Source organism: Dokdonia sp. 4H-3-7-5 (assembly GCF_000212355.1).
GTDB lineage: Bacteria > Bacteroidota > Bacteroidia > Flavobacteriales > Flavobacteriaceae > Dokdonia.
Genome location: NC_015496.1, coordinates 1,631,577 through 1,655,565, shown reverse-complemented (window position 1 = coordinate 1,655,565; position 23,989 = coordinate 1,631,577). Strand labels below are relative to the sequence as shown.

Here is a 23,989-nt window from a genome sequence, read left to right as displayed (position 1 = left end):
TTATCTTTTAAAAAGATGTTGTAGTCGCATTTTTACAACACCAAAAATGGCTTCAGAAATAATACCTGAGCTCATTTTACTTTCTCCTTTAGTTCTATCTGTAAAAACTACAGGAACCTCTACTATTTTAAATTTTTTGAGATATGCTTTATATTTCATTTCTATTTGAAACGCATAACCTACAAATTTAATGTTCTCTAGATCTATCCCCCTTAAAACATTATGGTGATAGCAAATAAAACCTGCAGTCGTATCATAAATATTCATTCTTGTAACAAATCTAACATAACGTGAGGCTCCCCAAGAAAGTAAAACTCTCCCCATAGGCCAGTTTACCACATTTACTCCAGTTACATATCTAGACCCAATAGCGAGATCTGCACCATCTTTAACACAAGCATTATAAAGCCTAATTAAATCGTTTGGATTATGGGAAAAATCTGCATCCATCTCAAAAACATATTCATATTCTTGATCAAGTGCCCATTTAAAACCCGCTATATATGCAGTACCTAGACCATTTTTTTTGGGTCTATTTAAAAGAAACAATCTCTCTTTATATGGTCCTTGGAGTTCTTTTACTTTGGCTGCTGTTCCATCTGGAGAGTTATCATCAACCACTAAAATATGGAAAGCTCGTTGTAGTGCAAATATATTGCGCAACAGCCTTTCTATATTTTCGATTTCGTTGTAGGTGGGTATGATAACTACAGCGTTTGCCATGCAATCTTGTTTAAAGCAAATGTACTTATTTTAAAAAGGTCATTACAACTCAGGGGCACCTTTTGGTATAATTTGTAGTATTTTTAACGCTCTAAAAAAAACTCCTCAATTTGGAAAGCAGCCTACGCCTTATTACTTATCAAAACTGGATAACAATAATTATTATAAGTTGTTTGATATTACTAGGTGCTATTAAGTTTTTTTATCAAGCAAGATTTTCAGACTTTTTAAATATCCTAGGTGCTGATCGCTTTTTCAGCACAAGATCTAAGGGTGTTTTTATTTTACACCCCTTACAAGTCGTGTTACTCGTAATACAATTTATAGGTATCTCTCTTTTGATTTACTTAGCATATTGCTCCATACTAAATATTCCTTTTTCAAAGAACTTCGACATTTTCAAGTACATCTTTTTGGGGTACTCCGTCTTTGAGATTGTAAAATTTCTACTAGAAAGATTTATAGCATATGTTTTAAATTTTGACAAAAAAATGCAGTCCTTTTTTTATAAGCGACTTAATGTAAAACACCTTTTGGGCCTGTTTGCTCTTTTAGGCAGTGCCTTTATAGTTTACCAACTACAAATTCCTTTTTATTTCATTTACAGCATCCTAGGTATAATCATCACTATTTACACTATTTCGCAATTTTGGCTTATCCGTAAATACAAGAGTGACTTTTTTAGGTTTCCTTTTTATTTTATTTTGTATTTTTGCACTCTCGAAATTGGACCCTACTTTATTTTGTACTCATTCATTACAAAACAGTAGCCCAATTAAAAAATGAGTGTTTATGAAAGTGAAAACTATCCTCGTTTCGCAACCAAAGCCTAAGGTTGAAAACTCACCTTATTTTGAGCTAGAACAAAGACAACGCGTTAAAATAGATTTCATCCCCTTCATCCACGTAGAGGGTGTATCTGGCAAAGAAGTTAGATTACAAAAAGTAGATCTTAAAGACTACACTGCAATCATACTTACAAGTCGTAATGCTGTTGACCACTTCTTTAGAATTGCAGAAGAAATGCGTTTTAAAGTGCCCGATACCTTAAAATATTTTTGTCAGAGTGAAGCTGTTGCTTATTACTTACAGAAATACGTGGTTTACCGTAAGCGTAAAATATATGTAGGTAAACGCACATTTCCAGAGCTTATTCCATTAATTAAAAAGCATAAGAATGAGACATTCTTATTGCCGTCATCAGATAAGTTCAAACCTAACGTACCAGAACTTCTAGATGCTTTAGGAGTGAAATGGATGCAATCTACTTTTTACAAAACAGTAGTAAGTGATCTTTCTGAATATGAAAATGTGTTTTACGACATATTAGTATTTTTTAGCCCAAGTGGTATTCAATCATTATTTGAAAACTTCCCTAACTTTAAGCAAAACGACACACGTATTGCCGCTTTTGGGAACACTACAGTAAAAGCTGCCGAAGAAGCAGGACTTAAAGTAGATATTCAAGCACCTACACCGGAGACTCCTTCTATGACAATGGCTTTAGAAAAGTACATTAAAGACGTAAATAAGAAGTAATATTCTTCTATTATATATAAAAAAACCTGCTCGATGAGCAGGTTTTTTTATGCCTTTTAATGAAATGTACCACCTAGCTAAGCGTAAACCTCCTCGCGTTTTATCTCACTTAATATACCATCCCAAAGATTTAATCGCACTTTTAATGCTTCCTTAGACACAGCAACTACTTCATCCCATTTATTGTTATCATCACCACATAGGTGTTCAATCATTTTCAAAGCCATAGGTCCATGCTCATCCTCATCAAGTTCAATATGACGATCAAAATAATACTTAAAATCAGATAAGTCTCTAGCCGGGAAGTTCTCTTCTATCTCCCCTATAATTGCAGTAAACATTGCTGGAATCAGGTTTTCTCGTCCAAAGGTAAATGCAGCGGCAATTTCATGTAATTTGCCTCTTTCTATAGTGTCAAATGTAAATTTCAAAAATTTACTCACACTGGCTGGCACATCAATGATAGCCTCGCGTATTGCAACCTTATCAAAATCTGTAGCAACAAGCCTTTCTATTGCTGCGGTACTAGCCCCTGCCTTTCGCATAGCGTCAATGTACATCTCATAATGACTCTGTCGCTGTCCTTTTGCATTTATATCTGTTTCTTCGGCAAGAACAATCTCGTTAATTAAATATCGAGTTTCGGCACTTCCTACTGGTTTCCATGGAGTTTGTGTACATGTTAATCCATTTTGCAACGCCTTCAGTAGTGACATAAAATCCCAAACAGCATACACATGATGTTCCATAAACACTAAAAGATCATCAGGTGTTTTTATGTCTTTATACAAAGGATGGCTAAGCAACTGTTCTTGAATCGGTTGTATTTCTTGTGTGACGTGTGAAATCATTTGTAATCTTTTTTAATATATATAATACGTATATAATCGCACTGTGGTTCTTGTAAACAGACGACAAATTTACGTTTTTAAGAAAGTAAATTGAATTTTTACGCTTTCGCGAAAGCGTAAATAAACCATAAAAAACACTTCCTTAACATTTATAGACAGTTACTGTTTAAATCCCCTTTGATATATTTATTTTTGCACATCTCAAACAGAGCAAGAAATGTACAGAACGCACAATAATGGAAGCCTAAGAGCTGCCGATGTAAATAAGGAAGTTACCCTCGCAGGATGGGTTCAAAAATCTAGAGATAAAGGATTTATTATTTGGGTAGATCTACGTGATCGTTACGGAATGACGCAACTTGTTTTTGATGAGGAGCGTACCGATGCATCAATCATGGAGCAAGCACGTAAACTAGGACGTGAGTTTGTAATTCAAGCTACTGGAACCGTTATAGAGCGTGATTCAAAAAATCCAAATATCGCAACAGGAGATATCGAGATTTTAGTATCAAAACTAGAAGTGCTTAACGCTTCACTTACTCCTCCTTTTACCATAGAAGATGAAACTGATGGTGGTGAGGATGTGCGTATGAAATACCGTTACCTAGACATACGTCGTAAGCCAGTGCGTGACAGCTTAATTTTTAGACATAAAGTAGCACTAGAAGTACGTAAATATCTTTCTGATCAAGATTTTATTGAGGTAGAGACACCATACTTAATCAAGTCTACTCCTGAGGGAGCACGAGATTTTGTGGTTCCTTCTCGCATGAACGAAGGACAATTTTATGCATTACCACAATCTCCACAAACCTTCAAGCAATTGCTTATGGTGGGAGGAATGGACAAATACTTCCAGATTGTAAAGTGTTTCCGTGATGAGGATTTGCGTGCAGATAGACAGCCAGAGTTTACGCAAATAGACTGTGAGATGGCTTTTGTAGAGCAGGAAGATATCTTAAACATTTTTGAAGGACTTACAAGACACTTACTTAAAGAAGTAAACGGTGTTGAGATTGAGAAATTCCCACGTATGCTATATGATGATGCCATGCGTTTATATGGTAATGATAAACCGGATATCCGTTTTGGGATGGAATTTGGAGAGCTCAATGAAGTAGCACAACATAAAGATTTTGGCGTTTTTAATAATGCAGAGCTTGTAGTGGGTATTGCTGTCCCAGGAGGAAATAGCTATACTCGCAAAGAAATAGATAAACTTATAGACTGGGTAAAGCGTCCACAAGTAGGCGCACTAGGAATGGTGTATTCTCGTTGCAATGACGATGGATCATTCAAGTCTTCTGTAGATAAATTTTATGATCAAGAAGATCTAGCAAAATGGGCAGCGGTTACTAGAGCTCAAAAAGGAGATCTTATCTGCATCCTTTCTGGAGAGACTTCAAAAGTTCGCGCTCAAATGAGTGCATTACGTATGGAGCTAGCAACACGTTTAGGATTAAGGGACCCTAAGGTATTTGCTCCATTATGGGTAATAGATTTCCCTTTACTTGAACTAGATGAAGAGACTGGACATTATCACGCAATGCACCACCCATTTACGTCTCCTAAGCCAGGACAGATAGAACTACTAGACACAAAACCAGGAGAGGTAAAAGCAAATGCATATGACCTTGTACTTAACGGTAACGAAATAGGAGGAGGATCCATACGTATACACGATAAAGAAACGCAAGCTATCATGCTACGCCACTTAGGCTTCTCTGAAGAAGAGGCTAAAGCGCAATTTGGCTTCCTTATGGATGCCTTTGAATATGGAGCACCACCACACGGTGGTCTTGCTTTTGGGCTAGATAGACTTGTAGCAATACTAGGTGGTCAAGAGACCATACGTGACTTTATTGCCTTCCCAAAAAACAATAGTGGTCGTGACGTTATGATAGACGCACCTGCTTTTCTTGATGATGTGCAAATGAAGGAATTGAATTTGAAGCTACGCGATCAAAAATCATAACACCAACAAACTAATACTTAACAAAGCCAAATCTTGGAAACAGAAGAAGAACAAAGCAATTCTAAAGTATTTAAAGCTGTTTTAAAAACGATAGCAATCACGATGGTAAGCATCTTGGTACTAGCGATCATTGCTTTTTTTATAACCATCACATTCTTTGAATAAATGAACAAAGCTAGACGTATTTTTATCATTGTTCTTTTCTTTATTCTAGCAGCAATGCTCGCATATGGATTTTACTGCAAAGACAATGTAGATGTTGCCTTGGGTCATAAGTTTATTGGCCTTTCTATTGCTGGTGGTTTCTTTATCTTAATGCCCACTTTTATTTATCATCGCTGGAAAGATCGCAAAGTCGCAGATTATATGCTCACCGATGATGCTTTTAAGAGAATGAAAGAATTTAACAACTCCAAAGATAAAAAGCGCTGAATTTAAAGAGTTTACATTAATATAATATTGGCAAAAGTTTGGGTTACCAAATAAAAGTGTAAGTTTGCACTTTATTAATACATATTTTATAATGGAAGGAACAGTAAAATTTTTCAATGAGTCAAAAGGTTATGGTTTTATAACTAACGACGACACCGGTAAAGACATCTTTGTACACGTTACAGGTCTTAACGGGGAAACTATCAACGAAGGAGACAAAGTTGAGTACGTAGAAGAAGAAGGAAGAAAAGGATTAACTGCTGCACAAGTACGTGTACTGTAGTTATCAAGATAGATAGATACTTTTTTACGATTACAAAAGCTCGCCTATGGCGAGCTTTTTTCGTTTATAACTATGCTACGATAAAGTTAGAATTTAAAAAATCCTATTGAGCACCACACTTGCATCCAGTAACACGATGCAAAATACTCCAGCTACGATAACAAACTTCAAAATATTATGTAGCAGCACATAGTGAGGTCTCGCTACAGATCTCCATAAGATGGCTAGAAATAACAACAATAAAGCCACACTCCCGTAAAAGTAATAGCTCATATACCCCAACTTAAAGTGGTTTATTAAGAAAAAGATAGGGACTATTGTAAGACCTCCTAGAATAGTGAGCAACCACTTTGACGTGGTAGTGCCATAAATAACAGGTATTGTTCTATAGTTCTGAACGAGATCGCCTTTTAAATTCTCTAGATCTTTTACCATCTCGCGCATGGCAATAACTAGAAACAGAAATGAACCGTGTACAAAAATGACAGGTGCTAGATTTCCGTAATAAATAAAAACAGCAAAGAATGGAGTGATAGCCAGCGTTGCCGCTACTAGATTCCCTACAAAAGGATATTTTTTGAGCTTATGGGAATAAATCCAGATCCCAAAAATATAAAGCGCATAAAATATCACTGCTTTAAAAGACACATAACTAGCTGCTATAGCGGCTAGAAAGTTAAGCACAAAATATATAGACAACTTTGTGTTTTGACTCACGAGCCTGTCTAACATAGTTTTTTTAGGCCTGTTAATCAAGTCTTTTTCAGAATCGTAAAAACTGTTGATGATATAACCAGCTGCAATAGTAAAAACTCCAGCAAGCACTAGGAATAAGAGATTGAGATCAAATATGATTTCGCGTAGGCGCAAATCTGGTGCTAATATAAATATAGATGTAAGGTACTGTGCGATGACGATTACTAGAATATTGTAACCGCGCACCACAGAAAAGAGGCTAATTAACTTAAGGATAAAACGTTTGTTTTTTCTCGAAAGCATTAGTTGCCTTTTAAGTAAATAATATGAATTATTAGAAGGTGTAAACCACTTCTAGCTTGTGTCCTTTAAGAGCTTGTTGTGCCTTTTCTAAGTCTTCGGTAAAGCCAAGCATGTAACCACCACCTCCTGAACCACAAAGCTTCAAGTAGTAATCATTAGTATCTATTCCTTGCTTCCATAGCTCATGAAATTTTGCAGGAATCATAGGTTTAAAATTGCTAAGCACCACTTTAGATAATTGCTTCACATTGCCAAAGAGTGACTTTACGTCTCCCTTTAAAAAATCATCTACACAAGCATCTGTATGTTTCACAAACTGATCTTTAAGCATCGCTCTAAAACCATCTTGCTTCATACTCTCCATAAAAATGTTTACCATAGGAGCAGTCTCACCTACAATACCACTATCTAATAAGAATACAGCACCTGTACCTGTTTGTGCTTGAGAAGGAATCCCAGCTGCTTCAATATGATCTTTACTATTGATAAGAATAGGAAGGCTTAAATAACTATTAAGAGGATCTAAGCCAGAAGATTTACCATGAAAGAAAGACTCCATACCTCCAAAGATTTGCTTCAAATTAAGCAACTTCTCGCGTGTAAGATTTTCTAACACTGTAATTTTATCTACTGCATATTTATCATAAATAGCAGCTACTAGCGCACCACTACTTCCCACTCCGTAACCTTGAGGTATACTAGAGTCAAAGTACATTCCTGCATCTACATCTTCTTGCATTTGATCAATATCAAATGAAACAAGCTCCGGCTGCTCAGTTTGTAAGTTCTTTAAGTAAATAACAAAACGTGCAAGATGCCCGTTTGATGCAATCGCTTCATCACTAGGGTTCTCTTCTATTTTAAGGGCTCCATTATAGAAGTTATAAGGAATAGCAAGACCTTTGGAATCTTTTATGATTCCATACTCGCCGAACAATAAAATTTTTGAATAAAAAAGTGGACCTTTCATAATGGGAATCTCCTAATGAGTTACACAAATTTACAGTTTTTTTGCTCCATTACCCACACAATCATCAATATAGTGGTTGTTTTGGCAAAATTTTGAAAGTTCGCTAGCTATAAATTTCTGAACAGACTCCTTTTCATTTTCCGGATATAACACATGAACATTTGCTCCAGCATCAAGTGTAAAGCAAATTTTTGAACCTGTTTCATTACGGTAAGCCCAGATTTCATTTATTATCTCGAGTGTTTTAGGCTTCATCAAGATAAAGTATGGATGACTCGTCATCATCATAGCATGCAGTGTGAGTGCCTCACTTTCCACGATTTTTATGAACTGATCTACATCACCTTGCTTAAAAACTTGCATCAAGCTTGATAAGTTTTCATGTGCTTGGGTAAATCTCGCTTTCGCGAAAGCGTGACCATGCATTAAATCATGCCCTACAGTACTACTCACTTGCTTCTCACCTTTATCTACTAGCAATATGGTATCTTGATAATTGTGGAATTTCTCATGAATTTCTCCTTCATAAGATGTTCCATAAAAGTTTGTACTCCCTTCTATCTCTGCATGCTTACCCCAAACCACGAGAGGCCCCTCAATACTTCTACATGCGCTTCCAGAACCTAATCTAGCAAGAAAACTTGCCTTCTCATTAAAGAAAGCATCTGTCATTGCCCCCTCCATACCTCGCTCCATTTCCATAAGACAGAGAGCAAGCGCACTCATACCAGATGCAGAACTCGCAATACCAGAGCTATGAGGAAAAGAGTTAGACGTCTCAATTTTATATTCATACTCCTTTACAAAAGGCATATAAATAGCTATACGCTTGAAGAATTTGGTGATTTTCGGCTTGAAGTCTGGCGCTGCTTCTCCATCTAAAAAGATTTCAAAAGGAATCTCGCCAGAAAAATTACTATTCTTTTTGTAAGACAGCGTAGTTGTTGTATGGCAGTTAGATAAGGTAAAACTTATGCTTGGATTTTGAGGTAACTGCTCACCATATTTACCCCAATATTTAACAAGGGCTATATTACTAGGAGATTGATAACTTACAGATCCTGCAGGTAAAACATTGTAATCACCAGAGGGTATAAAATCGCTTTCGGTCATTGAGTTTGAGTAGAAATTTATACAAAGATAGCAATATCAACGCTTAGAGACGTCTAAGATTATTCACTACCTTTAAATCTTAACCAATTTATTTTATGGACAAAGATTTATTAATTCGCATTGTTCTGAGTATAATCATTTGCCTTCTTGTAGGCACTATAGGTGCTCTAGCAACCCAAAGCAGTATAGATACGTGGTATGTAGGTCTTATGAAACCTAGCTGGAGTCCGCCTAACTGGATTTTTGCACCCGTATGGATTATACTTTATATCATGATGGGTATAGCCGCCGGTATTGTATGGAATAGAGGTTTTTATCATAAGTGGGTAAAAGTAGCTTTATACCATTTTGGTTTTCAGCTTATACTTAATGGATTGTGGAGCATCATATTCTTTGGACTAGAACAACCCTTCTTTGCACTACTCACCATTTGCGGCCTTTTTATCTTAGTCATATTAACGATAAAATGGTTTAAAGTTGTAGACAGATGGAGCGCAGCATTACTTATTCCTTATATATTATGGCTTGCCTTTGCAACGGCTCTTAATTTTGAAATCTGGCGTCTTAACTAGTTTTATTCTACAATTGCCTGAGCAGCAAGATAGCCTCCCGTCCATGCATTTTGAAAATTAAAACCACCTGTAATTGCATCTATATTGAGCACCTCACCTGCTAGATAAAGATTTGGTACTTTTTTGCTTTCAAAGGTTTTAAAATTCACCTCTTTTAAGTTGACACCTCCCGCAGTTACAAACTCTTCTTTAAAAGTACTTTTCCCGCTTACGCGAAAACGAGATTGCGTGAGCTCTCGGCTTAAAGACTGTAATTGCGCCTTCGTGAGTTCTGCCCACTTAATAGCTTGCTGAATCCCTGAGGCAATTAATAAATTATGCCATAAACGCTTAGGCAACTCAAGTTGTGCATAGGTAAATGGAGACTGTTTTGCGTGTTGCAGCTTGAGCTCTAAAAGCTCATCTAAAGCATCTTCTTGTGTAAGAAACTGTAGCCAGTTTACTTGAATCTCAAACTGATATTTTAAATCGGCAAGTTCTCTTGCTCCCCAAGCAGAGAGTTTTAAAATGGCTGGACCGCTCATTCCCCAGTGGGTAATGAGTAAAGCCCCTTCAGATTTTTGTTTGGTTCCTAGCACCTTTACAGTGACATTAGTTGCCAGCCCCATAAGACCCTCTATCTTTTCATCTTTAATATTAAATGTAAAAAGTGATGGTACTGCATCTGTGATAGAGTGACCTAGCTTTTGCAATAATGACCACATTTTAGGATTACTTCCAGTAGTCATCACTAGGTGATTGCATGTAAAATCCCCTTTATTAGTCTTTACATAAAACGGATTTTCATTTGAAATTCTCGCTTTCGCGAAAGCGGAATCAAAACCAACATCTTGCACAGAATGATTAGTAAGCACTTCAATTTTGTACTTATGAGCTTCCTTTATAAAACAATCTACAATGGTAGATGAAGAGTCAGTTACTGGAAACATTCTCCCATCTTCCTCAATTTTAAATTCGACACCTCGCTCTTCAAACCAAGCGATAGTATCACCAGTCATAAAAGTGTGGAAAGGCCCTAATAATTCTTTCTGTCCTCTAGGGTATTTTTTCGAAAGTTCTTTTGGTATAAACTCTGCATGCGTGACGTTACATCTCCCACCACCAGAAATTCTCACTTTAGTAAGCACCTCTTTTCCTCTCTCTAGAATAGCAATTTTGAGTGTCGGCTTTTTTTCTGCTATGTTAATTGCAGTAAAAAACCCAGCGGCACCACCACCTACAATAAGGACGTCAAATTTATTCATTTACAGTATTTGGTATGACACGAGTATCAAAATTAAGATGAGTTTTAGGGCTCAGAATATAAAACTCCCAAGCCTTTAATGGAATTTCTTGTGTCTCGCTTATAGCTACATCTTCACCAGTGAGCACATTGACAAAAACTCCAGACAGCGGCATTTTAGTGTTTATTGATGTACTAGAAAAGTTACCTATAAACAAAAGCTGATCGCCTTCTTTCTCTCTGCCAAAGGTAAGTATCTCAGGATTGCTAGCTTCTAATTTAATAAGAGAGGCTTTAGTTTTTCCGCCGTGTAGAGATTTACGATTATTCTTTAACTCTCCTAATTTTTTAAGCAATTCAAAGTAACTTCCTTTCTCCTTTGGAATACTGTCCTTTTCAAAAAACTGTAATCTTTTATCCAGATCATATTCTTGCCCACTATATATGAGAGGCATGCCAGGCAACATATAGGTAAGTGTGGTAAAGATCTCTTTATTGTCTGGCATGCGCTTACCTAACGTTCCTGCCCAGCTATTTTCGTCATGATTTGTAACAAAGTACATATTCATATCATCTTGAGCTAGCGTTTGATCATACTGCGCGAGTAGTGTCCAGAAGTCCTCTACACTTTTTTCTTCTTTGGCTATTTCATTAAGTAAATGATGCATCTGCCAGGCGTAGTGTATATCAAAACCATTTGCCATAAGATCCTCTTGCTCTGCTTCTGCCAGCATAAAGAGCGGTGACTTTATTTGCTCAAGAGAATCTATTGCTCTCTTGAAAAATGGTACTGGCACTTTATGAGCAACATCCATTCTAAAACCATCTACGTCATGTTCTTGTACCCAGTAAGATAAATCTGCAATCATCTCATCGCGCATCGCTTGATTATCATAATTAAGATCTGCCACATCAGTCCATCCCCACGATTTCCCGGTTGCTGGATCTATAGGATCAACAATTTCTCCTTTATCATTTTGAGTATACCATTCTGGGTGCTTTGTAATCCACGTGTGATTCCATCCCGTATGATTAGGCACCCAGTCAAGCACAACCGCTATTCCATGTTCATGAGCAACCTTAATCATATTATCCACATCTTGCAAAGTCCCAAACTCAGGATTCACTTCTCTAAAATCTGAAACTGCATAATAGCTCCCCAAGCTTCCCTTTCTATTAGTTTCAGAAATAGGAAAAATAGGCATCACCCAGAGTACATTGATCCCAAGATCCTTTAATACAGGTATATCTTTTGTAAAAGATGTAAAAGTTCCTTCGGGGGAATACTGCCTTATATTCACTTCATAAATAACCCCAGACTCTTCCATAGTTTCATCAAACTGGAAAGAGGTGTTTGATAACGCTTTCGCGAAAGCGGGAGTTTCATCTGGAGTATTGAATTCACAAGAACATAGCATTGTTACAATAACAAATACACGCAAAAGGTGCTTTTTCATGATTATATATTTTAGGCAGAGATAGTACAATTGTGGAATCTAACCAAAGTTAAGAAATTGTCAACCATGCATTCTAAAACGCTAGCAAATCCAAAATAGAATAATTATATAAAAATTCTAGACCTATATAAATCACAATACAGTAATCAAATTGCTCAAATATTAAGGTATTCTTACTAAAAACAGTTTGTTCACACGAAATCGTTTTCGTAACTTTATGGGGGGTCACACACTATCTTAACATAAAATTTGCATATTTTTAACCCTTAGAACGTGTACAAACACTCAAATAAACTAAGCAAACTAATTTTAAACAAGATTCTTATGAAGAAAGTAATACTTAAAAGTATGCTCTTGTTTGTTGCAATTCTCTTTGTAGGAATTGCCCAAGCTCAGACGGTGACTGGAACAGTTACTGAGGAGAATGGCCCACTACCGGGAGCAAATGTTATTGTAAAGGGTACATCAAACGGTGCAACTACCGATTTTGATGGAAACTACAGTCTTAACAACGTACCAAACGATGCAACACTCGTTTTTAGTTACGTAGGTTATGCTACTCAAGAAGTAGCTGTAGGTGGAAGAAGCACAATTAATATTGCTCTTGCTTCAGATAATGCACTTGATGAAGTAGTACTTATCGGTTACGGATCAACAACTATAAAAGATGCTACGGGATCTGTTGCCGCTGTAACTTCTGAGGAGTTCAACCAAGGTGTTATCCAATCACCAGAAGAACTTATTCAAGGTAAAACTGCAGGTGTACAGATATCTCAATCTTCTGGAGAACCAGGAGCAGGGATTTCTATAAACATACGTGGTAACAACTCTATCCGTTCAGGTAACAACCCACTATTTGTAGTAGATGGTATACCTCTAGCTGGAGGTGGAGCACCTTCAAATGGTGTAGGTGGTGTAGGTTCTGCTAGTGGAGGTAATCCATTAAGTTTCTTAAACCCTAACGATATTGAAAGTATTTCTATTCTTAAAGATGCTTCAGCTACTGCAATTTACGGGTCTCGTGGTGCAAATGGTGTAATCATAATACAAACTAAAGGTGGACGTGGATCTTCTGATGGTGTATGGGAGATTAACTCTTCTGTAAGTCAATCTAAAGCCCTTAATCAGTATGATCTTCTTGGACGAGAAGAGTTTCTTGCTGGTGCAACTGCACTTGGAGGACAACCTCTAGATCTTGGTGCAGATTCTGACTGGCAAGACTTTTATACACGTACTTCTTACTCAAGAAATACAGATATAAGTTATTCAAAAAGCTACACAGGAGGTAATGTCCGTGCTTCTATAGGTTATGGTAATACTTTTGGAATTGTTGAAAATTCAGATCAAGAACGTCTTTCTGGTAGATTAAACTTTAGCCAGCGATTTTTTGATGATAAATTAACAGTTACTGGTACAGGAAGTATCTCGCGCGTAAACAGACAACTTGCTCCTCTAGATCAAAGTGCAGGGTCAACAGGTGACCTTATTGGTGCAGCGTTAACTACAAACCCTACCTTCCCTATAGATCCAAATTTTGCATTTGAAGGGAATTTATTGAACCCTGCAAACTTACTTGCAAATTACTTAGCAGAGTCTCAAAGTGATCGTGCCCTAATAAATCTTTCTGCCGATTATGCCTTTACAGATGAATTCAGTGCAAAAGTGACGGTAGGTTATGATGACGTAAGTTCTCAAACAATAAGTGCTTTCTCTTCTAACGTGGCAGGACTAAATGATGTTAGTGGAATAGGTAGAGGCGCTTACAATACACTAGAACAGCAAAACTCACTTCTTGAAGCTACTCTTAATTACAAGAAAACATATGGAAATATTGAAGTAGATGTATTAGGGGGTTTTTCTTATCAAGAATTTGCACGTAATGGAATATTTGCTCAAGGTGCAGGATTTTCTTCTGATAACCTAGATACAATTCATGGACAACTAGAAGATCAATTTGGTCTTACAGCAAATAGTATTGAAGGAGGATACCAAGCTTTTGGTTACGGTGTAGATGGAACTTTTCTTAGTAGAGTTTTTCCAGAATTAGAAACTGGTCTTACATTACCAGATACTTTTCAACGCTTAATCCCAGCTTACACGGCTGGAATTTTTGACAACACAGATGAGTTACAGTCTTACTTTGTAAGAGCTAACATATCAATTTCAGACAAATATTTATTTACTGGAACTTTTAGAGCAGACGGTTCTTCTACTTTTGGAGAAGAAGAACGCTATGGTTACTTCCCTTCTGGTGCATTTGCATGGAAGCTAGATCAAGAAGACTTTGTTGGTGATAATATTTCTACGCTTAAGCTTAGAGTGGGAGCTGGTATCGTTGGATCTCAAGAAGGACTTGGTTACGGATTATTCACACAAAGAGAAGGTGTGTTAGGCGGAGGAATAGGGTTTGATTTAAGAGTACTTGCAAACGGTGCTCCAGGTACTCAAATCTTAGGAGATGCAAACCCTTTCTTAAAATGGGAAGAAACTACAGATTTTAACGTAGGTCTTGATTTTGGTTTTAATGACGATCGCCTAAATGGGTCATTTAACTTATACAGAAAAGAAACAAATGATTTGCTACTAGCAACTGAACTTGCTGCTCCATCAAATGGAGGAACAGTATTCAGAAACTTAAATGATGGTGTAGTTGTAAACCAAGGTGTGGAACTCGCCCTTAGCTATGCTTTCGTGGACACAGAAGATTTTGGTTTTAATGCTAATTTCAACATTGGATACAATAAAAATGAGGTAAAAGAAACTGTCTTTACGATACCAACAGGTGCCGTACGTGGTAATGGACTTACGAACGCTTTTGCTCAGCAGTTACAAGCAGGACAACCATTATTCTCCTACTTTATGGCTGAGTTTACAGGATTTGACGGCGAAGGCTTCCCTACGTATCGTGATATTAATGGTGATGGTGTAGGTGATCCAGATTCTGATAAATTCTTCGTAGGCGAAAACGCAATTCCAGCGATAAGCAGTGGTCTTTCATTAAGTGCTCGCTACAAGAATTTTGACTTATCTACTTATTTCAATGGTCAGTTTGGCTTCTCTGTATACAACGCATCAGCAAATGCCTTCTTTAACGCTAGTGCACTATCTATTGGAAAGAATGTTATTCAAGATGTTGCTAACAGTCCGGAAGATGGAGCATCAACTGTTGCAGTATCGACAAGATTTTTAGAAAAAGGAGATTTCGTAAGACTTCAGTCTGCGTCATTAGGTTATAACTTTCCATTAAGTGGAGAAGGATTTTTTGACTCTTTAAGATTTTCTCTAACAGGTCAAAACCTTTTCTTAATTACTAGTTATAGTGGGTTAGATCCTGAGATTTCAGCAAATACTGGATCTTTAAATGCGTCTAACATACCATCTGCTGGTATTGATTACTCATCATATCCAAGACCTCGCACTTTCACACTTGGTGTGAATGCAAGATTTTAATTAAAAAAAAAGAATTATGAAACGAAACATTAATTTATTGCGCACTACACGATTTATGGTAGGTGCATTCATGATTGCTGCTACGATTACATCATGTACTGATCTCGAACTAGAAGAAACCGACTCTGTCATTTCTGACGCAAGTTTTGCCGGAGTAACAGAGCCTGCTTCATTTTTGGATGGTGTGTTTGGCCAACTTTATGGTCAAATAGGAACTCAAAGTAATATTTTCGCTTTAAGTGAAGTTACTACTGATGCAGCATTGATACCTACACGTGGAGCTGACTGGGGGGATAATGGTGCTTGGAGACAATTACACCAACACAACTGGCCAGTTAACCAAAGAGATATCGAGGCTACTTTTCAAGAGTTCAACTCTATTCATTTCAAAGCCGCGCAGGTTTTATCAGAACTAACGACCGCAGCTACTGCAGAAGACCGTGGGAATGCACTATTCTTAAGAGCGATGGGAATGTGGGTAATACTTGATAATTTTGCTCAAATACCTGTAAGAGATCCTGCTGCTCCACTTTTTGATGACGTAGTAGTTTTGAGAGGTCAAGAAGCCGTAGACCAAATTGTTTCTGACTTGAATGAAGCGATTGACGTTCTTCCTGCTGGAGGACCGGGTGCTGGGAGTGGAGAATTTTCTGCTCACATTCGCCCAACTAAAGCTGCTGCGAGATTTTTACTCGCAAAAGTTTTATTGAATAAACATATCTATTTAGAAACTTCACCTGATAATGCAGACATGCAACAAGTTGTAAGCTTAGTAGATCAGATTGCCGGAGAAAACTATGGAATCGAATCTGGATACTTTAATATCTTTCGACCAGAATCTGACAATGAGAGTATTTTAGTTGGAACAGCCGCTACAGAAGCTCGTGTTTTTAATGGTCTTCACTATAATAGCTCTAATGTTCGTGGTGGTGGATGGAATGGTTTTTCTACACTAGCAGAATATTACGACCTATTTGAAGGCGATCCTAATATAAACGTTGCAGGAAGCGGTCAAGAAGAAAGAAGAGGATTTGTACCTACTATGGGTACTCCATTTACTGGTGAGGATGGAACAGAAGATGTTCTCACACACCCTTTACCTGCAAATACTGATCAAGGTCCTGATGGATTTACAGATGGATCAGCGGTTGGAGTAGGATTTCTTATAGGTCAACAATATGGTGATACTGGCGTAGCTCTTGAAGCACGTAATGGTGGAGGGCCTCTGGAGTTTACAAGAGACTTTACAGATGGTAATGGCGATATTAACCTCATTAACAACAACGAGAAAACTGGAATTCGAGTAACTAAGTACAATATTTCTTATGATCAAGGAAGAAATAGAAATCACTTAATAGTATTCAGATATTCTGATGCTCACTTGATGAAAGCAGAAGCAATCCACAGATCTGGCGGAGATGCAACAGCAATGATCAATGAGTTACGTCTAATACGTAATGCCACTCCATTAGGTGCTGTTACAGATCAAGATATTCTAGATGAAAGAGGTCGTGAATTATATGCTGAATTATGGAGACGTAATGACCTTGTAAGATTTGGTCAATTTACCAAAGATTGGCAACTTAAAGATCCGGCATATGTAGGTGATGATACGAGAAATAAATTTCCGATCCCTGCATCACAGTTAATTTTGAACCCAAACTTAACGCAAAATCCAGGATACTAAACTCTTGGTAATTTAATTAGCTTAAAAGAGGGTTAGATAATATCTAGCCCTCTTTTTATATACACAACTTAGACGTCCATCATCTTGAAACATGTTTTTACATTCATAGCTTTAATGTTCTTCATATTTTCATGTAAGAACAAAAAAACAGATGTAAGATTTACACTTAAAACAGATTCAGGAATCACATTCAAAAATGAATTGTCTCCTGACTCAGATTTAAATATCTTAAGCTACCTGTACTATAATAACGGCGCAGGAGTAGCAACAGGAGATTTTGATAATGATGGATTAATAGACATTTATTTCACTTCTAATCAAGGACCAGATAGATTATATCATAATCAATCTAATCTTACTTTTAAAGATATTACAGAACGGGCAGGGATAACAAATGATACTGGTTGGACTACAGGCGTTACAACGGTAGACATTAATAATGATGGACTATTAGACATCTACATATCTAAAGTAGCAGGTCATTTAAAGCTTAAAGGACATAATCTTCTTTATGTTAATCAAGGTCTCAAAAATGGCCAACTTACCTTTAAAGAGGAATCAAAAAAATACCAATTGAATCTATCTGGATTATTTACCCAATCTGCATTTTTTGATTATGATAATGATGGTGATCTCGACGCCTATATCATGGGTCATTCATTATACCCCAACGCTTACTTTGGACGTGGAAGTCAGCGCACAAAAATAGATAGCACTAATGGCGACAAACTATTGGAAAATCGAGATGGGGTCTTTATAGACGTTTCCGCGAAAGCGAATATATTTTCATCAAGAATAGGTTACGGACTAGGAATTGCCATAAGTGACATAAACAATGATGGTTATCCTGACATTTATATAGGTAATGATTTTTTTGAAGATGACTATCTATACATAAATCAGACGAATAGAACATTTAAAGAGGTAAACACTAGAGAAGGGAAACTAGGACACACTAGCCATTTTTCTATGGGTAATGATATTGCAGATGTCAATAATGATGGTCTTACCGATATTCTATCTGTAGATATGCTACCTGAAGATCTAAAAACTTTAAAATCATCTGGAACTGAATTTAATTTTCCTATTTTCCAAAATCAGTTACGTCAAGGATATCAACCTCAATTCATGCAAAACACCTTGCATATTAATCAAGGGAAAGAGGAATTTTCTGAAACTGCTTTTCTAAGTGGAATTTCAAGTACAGAATGGAGCTGGTCTCCCTTACTTGCAGATTTTGATAACGATGGTGATAAAGACATCTATATCACCAATGGTATTGTGGGTGCAACAAATGATATGGATTTTATAAATTTTATATCAAATGAAAATATTCAAAAAAGAATAGGCAGTCGCATGACTGACAAAGAGCTTCCGCTATTAGAAGAAATTCCACAAAAGAAAACGTCCAATTATTTCTTCTCAAATAATGGTGATGGCACATTTAAGAACACATCACAAACTTGGACAGAGAGCATTTCTTCCTTTAGCAATGGAAGCAGTTATGCAGATTTAGACAATGATGGTGACTTAGACATCATCGTAAACAATGTAAATGAACAAGCATATCTGCTAGAAAACAAAACCCAACAATTAAAAGATAACGTGCATTATCTCAAAATTCGTTTTAAAGGATCTCCCCAAAATACCTTCGGTATAGGAGCAAAAGTTCATGTGTATAGCTCAACAGACTATCAATATTTTGAAAACTATACTACAAGAGGCTACTTGTCTTCTGTAGCACCAGAACTATCAATTGGTTTGGGAGAACACAAGAGTATCGATTCGCTCACTGTTGTATGGCCGGACGGCAAGCTACAAACCTTGAAAAACATAAAAGCAGATCAACTAATCACACTAACATATAATGCATCTTTTGCGGCTCCTTCTAGCCGAAAAGAAACATTAAATACACAAATACCTGATAGCCTTATCCCATTTAAACATGCAGATAACGCAACGCTAGAATTCAGTAGAAATCCTCTTGTGCCTTATGCATCTACTAATCTAGGTAAAGCTATTGCCACAGGAGATTTAAATAACGATGGACTCGATGATATAATCGCTCTGGGTTCTAAAAAGCAACAATCCACTACTTATATTCAAAAATCTTTAGGTACGTTTAGGGAACTAAAACTTCCTAAGAGCAAGGAGCATCAAATACATGAGGATATTGACGCTATAATTGCAGATGTAAATGGTGACTCTTTAAACGACTTAATTATAGTAAGCGGCGGCAATGAAATAAAATCTGGCAAACCTCTTCAACCTCGGTTATATATAAATAATGGAACATCTTTTACCTATGACGAGGCTGCATTCTCAGATATAGCCGTAAATGCATCTACCGTAAAAGCCATAGATATCGATAACGATGGGGATCTCGATGTATCAATAACTAGTGACGTAATCCCTCAACAATTTGGCACTACCCCCCTCCAATATATTCTTGAGAATAATGGGAAAGGTATTTTTAAGGATATTACTGCACAATACAGCACTTCTTTTCAACATATAGGAAACGTGCGAGATATTCAATGGATAGATATAGATAACAATGGATATAGAGATGCCGTGGTTATAGGACACTGGATGTCTCCTGTAATTTTTCTTAATGATGGAACTAAACTTACGAAACAAGATAATACCGAATTAGAAGAAACTACTGGTTGGTTCAATTCATTGAAAGTAGCAGATTTTGACAATGATGGAGATTTAGATATCATCGCTGGGAACTGGGGACTTAATTCAAGGCTTACTGCTTCTGCAGATCAATCGTTACAATTATACATTCAAGATTTTGACAGCAACGGAACTCAAGACCCTATTGTAACATATTATTATCAAGGAGAAGAAACTACGATTGCAACAAAAGATGAACTCGTAAAACAGCTACCTCAACTTAATAAGAAATATTTGTCTTATAACGCTTTCGCGAAAGCGAGATTTAAAGAAATACTACCTGAAGACAAATTAAAAGAAGCTCAAGTAAAATCTATCACAACACTTGCTTCCATGTATTTTGAGAATGATGGAGACAATAGATTTAGCGCGCATGAGCTACCCCTACTTTCTCAAATCTCATCTGTACACGATATTCTAGTAGATGATATAAATGACGATGGATACAAAGATGTATTGTTAGTAGGTAATGATTATGAAATAAGTACTCAAATAGGAAGACTAGATGGATCAAAGGGCGTTCTACTTATCAATGATAAAAAGGGCTTCTTCCGTATAGAAAAACAACCAAAATTTAATATTTTAGGAGCCTCTAGAAGTATACAAACCATTACCATTTCTGGAACGACCTATTATCTCATAGGAAGGAATAATGACACCCCATTATTCATAAGAAAAGACGACTAAACTTTATGGAAACACTACAAAAATATGGGCTTTTATTAATAGTCCTTCCTCTATTATTACTTTCTTGTAATGAGCAGTCTAGTGCAAGCCAAAAGAAGGAGAGTGATACATTATTTACAGAGATGTCCTCAGACAGCACGGGAATCAATTTTATAAATAGCATTAAAAATGAAACCGATTTCAACATTTTTAAGTACCGAAACTTCTATAATGGCGGTGGTGTAGCCATAGGTGACATTAATAATGATGGTCTAGCAGATATTTACCTAACGGCTAATATGGGTAAGAATAAGCTTTTCTTAAATAAAGGAGATTTTAAATTTGAAGATATTTCAGCATCTGCAGGTATTGAGGGCAACAAGCCGTGGTCTACTGGAGTAACAATGGCAGATGTAAATGCAGATGGACTACTCGATATTTATGTAAGTAATGCAGGAAACCTCGAAGAAGACAGTCATGATAATGATTTATACATAAACAATGGCGACCTCACCTTTACTGAAAAAGCAAAGGAATATAACCTAGCAACTTCAGGATTTTCAACCCAAGCTTCCTTTTTTGACTATGATAAAGATGGAGATCTAGATGTCTATATTCTCAATAATAGTAACGTTCCTGTGAGTAGTTTAGGCAACAAAGGACAACGTGACAAACGTGCTCAAGACTGGGAAAGTGTCGGCAGCCAGTTTAGAGGCGTAGGTGATTTATTAATGCGTAATGATGGCGGGGTATTTACAGATGTAAGTGAAGAGTCCGGAATCTATGGATCTCTCATAGGCTTTGGTCTAGGAGTGATGGTCACAGATATTAATAATGACTTATGGCCAGATATTTATATATCAAATGATTTTTTTGAACGTGACTACCTGTATATTAATAATCAAGATGGAACGTTTACGGAGGAGATAAAGAAATGGACGTCTCACTTATCACTCTCAGCGATGGGGATTGATATTTCTGATATAAATAACGATGGCCTACAAGATATTTTTATCACCGATATGCTCCCCGAAAATGAGCAACGTGTTAAGTCTGTTATGGAATTTGACGGATACAACGTTTATAAGAGAAAGCAGCGTAACGATTTCTACCAACAATTTATACAGAATACCTTACAGATAAATAATGGTAATGGTACGTTTTCTGAAACAGCATATCATAGCGGAGTTAATGCGACAGACTGGAGCTGGTCTGGACTTGTGTTTGACATGGATAATGATGGGTATCGTGACATCTATGTCACTAATGGTATTAATCACGATCTTACAGATCTTGACTTTGTAGACTTCTTTGCAGACAAGCTTATGCGTAGCCAAGCTACTGGAAAAACAAATCCTGTAGATTCTATTATCAATAAGATGCCTATTAAACCTCTGGCAAATTATGCGTATCATAATCAAAAAGACATCACGTTTATAAATAAATCTAAGGATTGGGGGCTTGCTACACCGAGTATGAGTAATGGTGCAGCCCACGCAGATCTCGATAATGATGGTGACTTAGATATCGTGGTTAACAATGTAAATATGCCTTCCTTTGTGTACCGCAACAACACAAAGGTTGATAAAGATCATAACTACATTAAACTCACTTTTAAAGGAGCTGACAACAACAAATTTGCCGTAGGCACCACAGTAAGGCTATATCACAATAACCTTACTGTATTGCAAGAACTTATACCTTCTCGCGGATTCCAATCATCTATGGATCATGATATGACTATAGGACTAGGAAGCTCTACAACCATAGACTCACTTCGCGTTATATGGCCTGATGACAAAACACAATTCTTAACAAATGTAAAAGCAAACCAAACACTTAGGTTATCAATTACAGATGCTGCAGAAACATATATCCCTATAACTACTACAAAGCCTACGTTACTTAAAGAAATTGCAAATCCGAAACTCATTGCACACAAAGAAAATAACTATAATGACTTTGATTTTGAGGGACTCATTGCAAAAAAGCTTTCTCAAGAAGGTCCTGCAATGGCAATAGGAGATATAGATAATGATGGCAATGACGATATCTTTATAGGTGGAGCAAAAGGGCAAACTAGTGTGCTCTATCTTCACAAAGGAAACGGTAATCTAGAGCCTTCGAGTAAAATTACATTTGAAAAATCTGCGCTATTTGAAGACACCGCAGCAAATTTTGTAGATGTCAATAATGATGGCTTTTTAGATCTCATCGTATCAACAGGTGGTGGTCAAGTAGATGCAGAAGCTTACTACATTTCTAGACTTTACATAAATAACGGCAATGGAACATTTAAAGACGCACGTAGTTTACCTTCCGTATATCAAAGTGCATCTGTAATTGCATCTAACGATATTGATGGCGATGGAGATATCGATTTATTTATTGGTAGTAGAAGCGTCGCAGGTGTTTATGGTATTGACCCACCACACGCAATTCTAATCAATGATGGGAAGGGTAATTTCACTAAAGACAACTTACTCTCTAAGCAGCTTAATCCTGCTGGAATGGTTACAGATGCCCTATGGTTAGATCTTGATGGTGACAACAACAAAGAATTAATAACCGTATCAGACTGGGGAACTCCTACTGCATTTAAAATCACAAGCGAGTCCATTAAAGTTATGGATACCGGAATATCATCTTATGCAGGATGGTGGAATGCCATACAAAGCGCAGATCTGGACAATGATGGCGACTTAGACCTTATACTCGGTAATGATGGAACAAATGTGCATTACAAACCAGGAAGCAATGGCCCGCTTAAAATGTTTATCACAGACTTTGATGGAAATGGTACGATAGAACAAATCACAACCTTCTCAGAGGGTGGCAAAGACTTCCCAATACACCAAAAGAGCGAAATCACATCACAAATAGTTTCTCTCAAAAAGAGAAATCTCAAAGCGTCAGATTATGCACAGCGATCTATTGATGAGCTTTTCTCTGAAGATATCCTAGCCAACGCTATTGTAAAAGAAGTTAATACTGCCGAAACAATAATTGCTATAAACGAAGGAAATGGCAACTTTACTATCAAAGCATTACCTACCCGAGTACAACTATCTTGTGTTTGTGGCATCACGTGTACAGATGTAAACAATGACGGCAATCTTGATATTTTAATGGGAGGTAATAATTTTGAATTCAAACCTCAATACTCTCAACTTGATGCTGGATATGCTCACGTATTACTAGGAGACGGTAAAGCAAATTTTGAATGGCAGGATTATACGGATACTGGCTTCTTTGTGCGCGAAGAAATGAAGCATCTAGAAACATTTAAGGATGCTCAAGGCAATGTATTTCTTGTAGCAGCAATCAATGATGGAAAACCTAGAATTTTCACAGCAAACAAGTAATCC

18 protein-coding genes are annotated in these 23,989 nt (G+C 36.9%); 11 read left to right on the top strand and 7 right to left on the bottom strand.

The features are described 5' to 3' along the window. Entirely contained in the window at positions 1 to 723 is a 723-nt protein-coding gene (locus tag KRODI_RS07295) for a polyprenol monophosphomannose synthase (protein ID WP_013750950.1), read from the bottom strand. 110 nt (positions 724 to 833) lie between these two features. Between KRODI_RS07295 and KRODI_RS15810 the strand changes: the two genes are divergently transcribed. Further along, positions 834 to 1,493, top strand: coding sequence for a DUF4271 domain-containing protein (locus KRODI_RS15810; protein ID WP_013750949.1), 660 nt, complete (start codon positions 834 to 836; stop codon positions 1,491 to 1,493). A 22-nt stretch (positions 1,494 to 1,515) separates the two neighbouring features. Further along, entirely contained in the window at positions 1,516 to 2,262 is a 747-nt protein-coding gene (locus KRODI_RS07285; protein WP_013750948.1) for a uroporphyrinogen-III synthase, read from the top strand. A gap of 77 nt (positions 2,263 to 2,339) precedes the next feature. Here KRODI_RS07285 and KRODI_RS07280 read toward each other — a convergent pair whose 3' ends face one another. Beyond that, a complete protein-coding gene (locus KRODI_RS07280) occupies positions 2,340 to 3,113 on the bottom strand; it encodes a DUF3050 domain-containing protein (RefSeq protein ID WP_013750947.1) in 774 nt (257 codons plus the stop codon). Positions 3,114 to 3,330: 217 nt separating this feature from the next. Between KRODI_RS07280 and aspS the strand changes: the two genes are divergently transcribed. From aspS to KRODI_RS07265, 4 genes are all read left to right on the top strand, one after another. Further along, complete coding sequence (gene aspS / locus KRODI_RS07275) at positions 3,331 to 5,088, top strand: aspartate--tRNA ligase (RefSeq protein ID WP_013750946.1); 1,758 nt, start codon at positions 3,331 to 3,333, stop codon at positions 5,086 to 5,088. A gap of 33 nt (positions 5,089 to 5,121) precedes the next feature. Further along, positions 5,122 to 5,253 carry a hypothetical protein gene (locus KRODI_RS15750; protein WP_261375680.1) on the top strand — a complete coding sequence of 44 codons (132 nt, stop codon included), beginning with the start codon at positions 5,122 to 5,124 and terminating at the stop codon, positions 5,251 to 5,253. Further along, positions 5,254 to 5,520, top strand: coding sequence for a hypothetical protein (locus KRODI_RS07270; protein ID WP_013750945.1), 267 nt, complete (start codon positions 5,254 to 5,256; stop codon positions 5,518 to 5,520). A 91-nt stretch (positions 5,521 to 5,611) separates the two neighbouring features. Beyond that, a complete protein-coding gene (locus tag KRODI_RS07265) occupies positions 5,612 to 5,803 on the top strand; it encodes a cold-shock protein (protein ID WP_013750944.1) in 192 nt (63 codons plus the stop codon). A gap of 93 nt (positions 5,804 to 5,896) precedes the next feature. On the opposite strand, the gene KRODI_RS07260 is transcribed toward KRODI_RS07265, so the two are convergent. From KRODI_RS07260 to KRODI_RS07250, 3 genes are read right to left on the bottom strand one after another with little or no spacing between them, the layout of a single operon-like run. Beyond that, positions 5,897 to 6,802 carry a geranylgeranylglycerol-phosphate geranylgeranyltransferase gene (locus tag KRODI_RS07260; RefSeq protein WP_013750943.1) on the bottom strand — a complete coding sequence of 302 codons (906 nt, stop codon included), beginning with the start codon at positions 6,800 to 6,802 and terminating at the stop codon, positions 5,897 to 5,899. 31 nt (positions 6,803 to 6,833) lie between these two features. Continuing rightward, positions 6,834 to 7,772, bottom strand: a complete 939-nt coding sequence (locus KRODI_RS07255) for a mevalonate kinase (RefSeq protein WP_013750942.1) — start codon at positions 7,770 to 7,772, stop codon at positions 6,834 to 6,836. A gap of 30 nt (positions 7,773 to 7,802) precedes the next feature. Beyond that, complete coding sequence (locus tag KRODI_RS07250; protein ID WP_013750941.1) at positions 7,803 to 8,885, bottom strand: diphosphomevalonate/mevalonate 3,5-bisphosphate decarboxylase family protein; 1,083 nt, start codon at positions 8,883 to 8,885, stop codon at positions 7,803 to 7,805. A gap of 95 nt (positions 8,886 to 8,980) precedes the next feature. On the opposite strand from KRODI_RS07250, the gene KRODI_RS07245 reads away from it, so the two are divergent. Further along, the gene (locus tag KRODI_RS07245) at positions 8,981 to 9,457 is read left to right on the top strand and encodes a TspO/MBR family protein (RefSeq protein ID WP_013750940.1); all 477 of its coding nucleotides are present in this window, start codon (positions 8,981 to 8,983) and stop codon (positions 9,455 to 9,457) included. A 2-nt stretch (positions 9,458 to 9,459) separates the two neighbouring features. On the opposite strand, the gene KRODI_RS07240 is transcribed toward KRODI_RS07245, so the two are convergent. Next, on the bottom strand, positions 9,460 to 10,701 hold the full coding sequence (locus tag KRODI_RS07240; RefSeq protein ID WP_013750939.1) for an NAD(P)/FAD-dependent oxidoreductase: 1,242 nt from the start codon (positions 10,699 to 10,701) through the stop codon (positions 9,460 to 9,462). Further along, positions 10,694 to 12,136 (bottom strand): alpha-amylase family glycosyl hydrolase, encoded by a 1,443-nt coding sequence (locus KRODI_RS07235; RefSeq protein ID WP_013750938.1) that lies wholly within the window; start codon positions 12,134 to 12,136, stop codon positions 10,694 to 10,696. The genes KRODI_RS07240 and KRODI_RS07235 overlap by 8 nt, the downstream gene beginning before the upstream one ends. A 324-nt stretch (positions 12,137 to 12,460) precedes the next feature. Here KRODI_RS07235 and KRODI_RS07230 point away from each other — a divergent pair, with 324 nt between their 5' ends. From KRODI_RS07230 to KRODI_RS07215, 4 genes are all read left to right on the top strand, one after another. Continuing rightward, positions 12,461 to 15,586 (top strand): SusC/RagA family TonB-linked outer membrane protein, encoded by a 3,126-nt coding sequence (locus KRODI_RS07230; RefSeq protein ID WP_013750937.1) that lies wholly within the window; start codon positions 12,461 to 12,463, stop codon positions 15,584 to 15,586. 16 nt (positions 15,587 to 15,602) lie between these two features. Beyond that, a complete protein-coding gene (locus KRODI_RS07225) occupies positions 15,603 to 17,273 on the top strand; it encodes a RagB/SusD family nutrient uptake outer membrane protein (protein ID WP_013750936.1) in 1,671 nt (556 codons plus the stop codon). A 114-nt stretch (positions 17,274 to 17,387) separates the two neighbouring features. Continuing rightward, complete coding sequence (locus KRODI_RS07220; protein WP_013750935.1) at positions 17,388 to 20,642, top strand: VCBS repeat-containing protein; 3,255 nt, start codon at positions 17,388 to 17,390, stop codon at positions 20,640 to 20,642. A gap of 5 nt (positions 20,643 to 20,647) precedes the next feature. After that, entirely contained in the window at positions 20,648 to 23,986 is a 3,339-nt protein-coding gene (locus KRODI_RS07215; RefSeq protein ID WP_013750934.1) for a VCBS repeat-containing protein, read from the top strand. Positions 23,987 to 23,989: the final 3 nt, after the last annotated feature.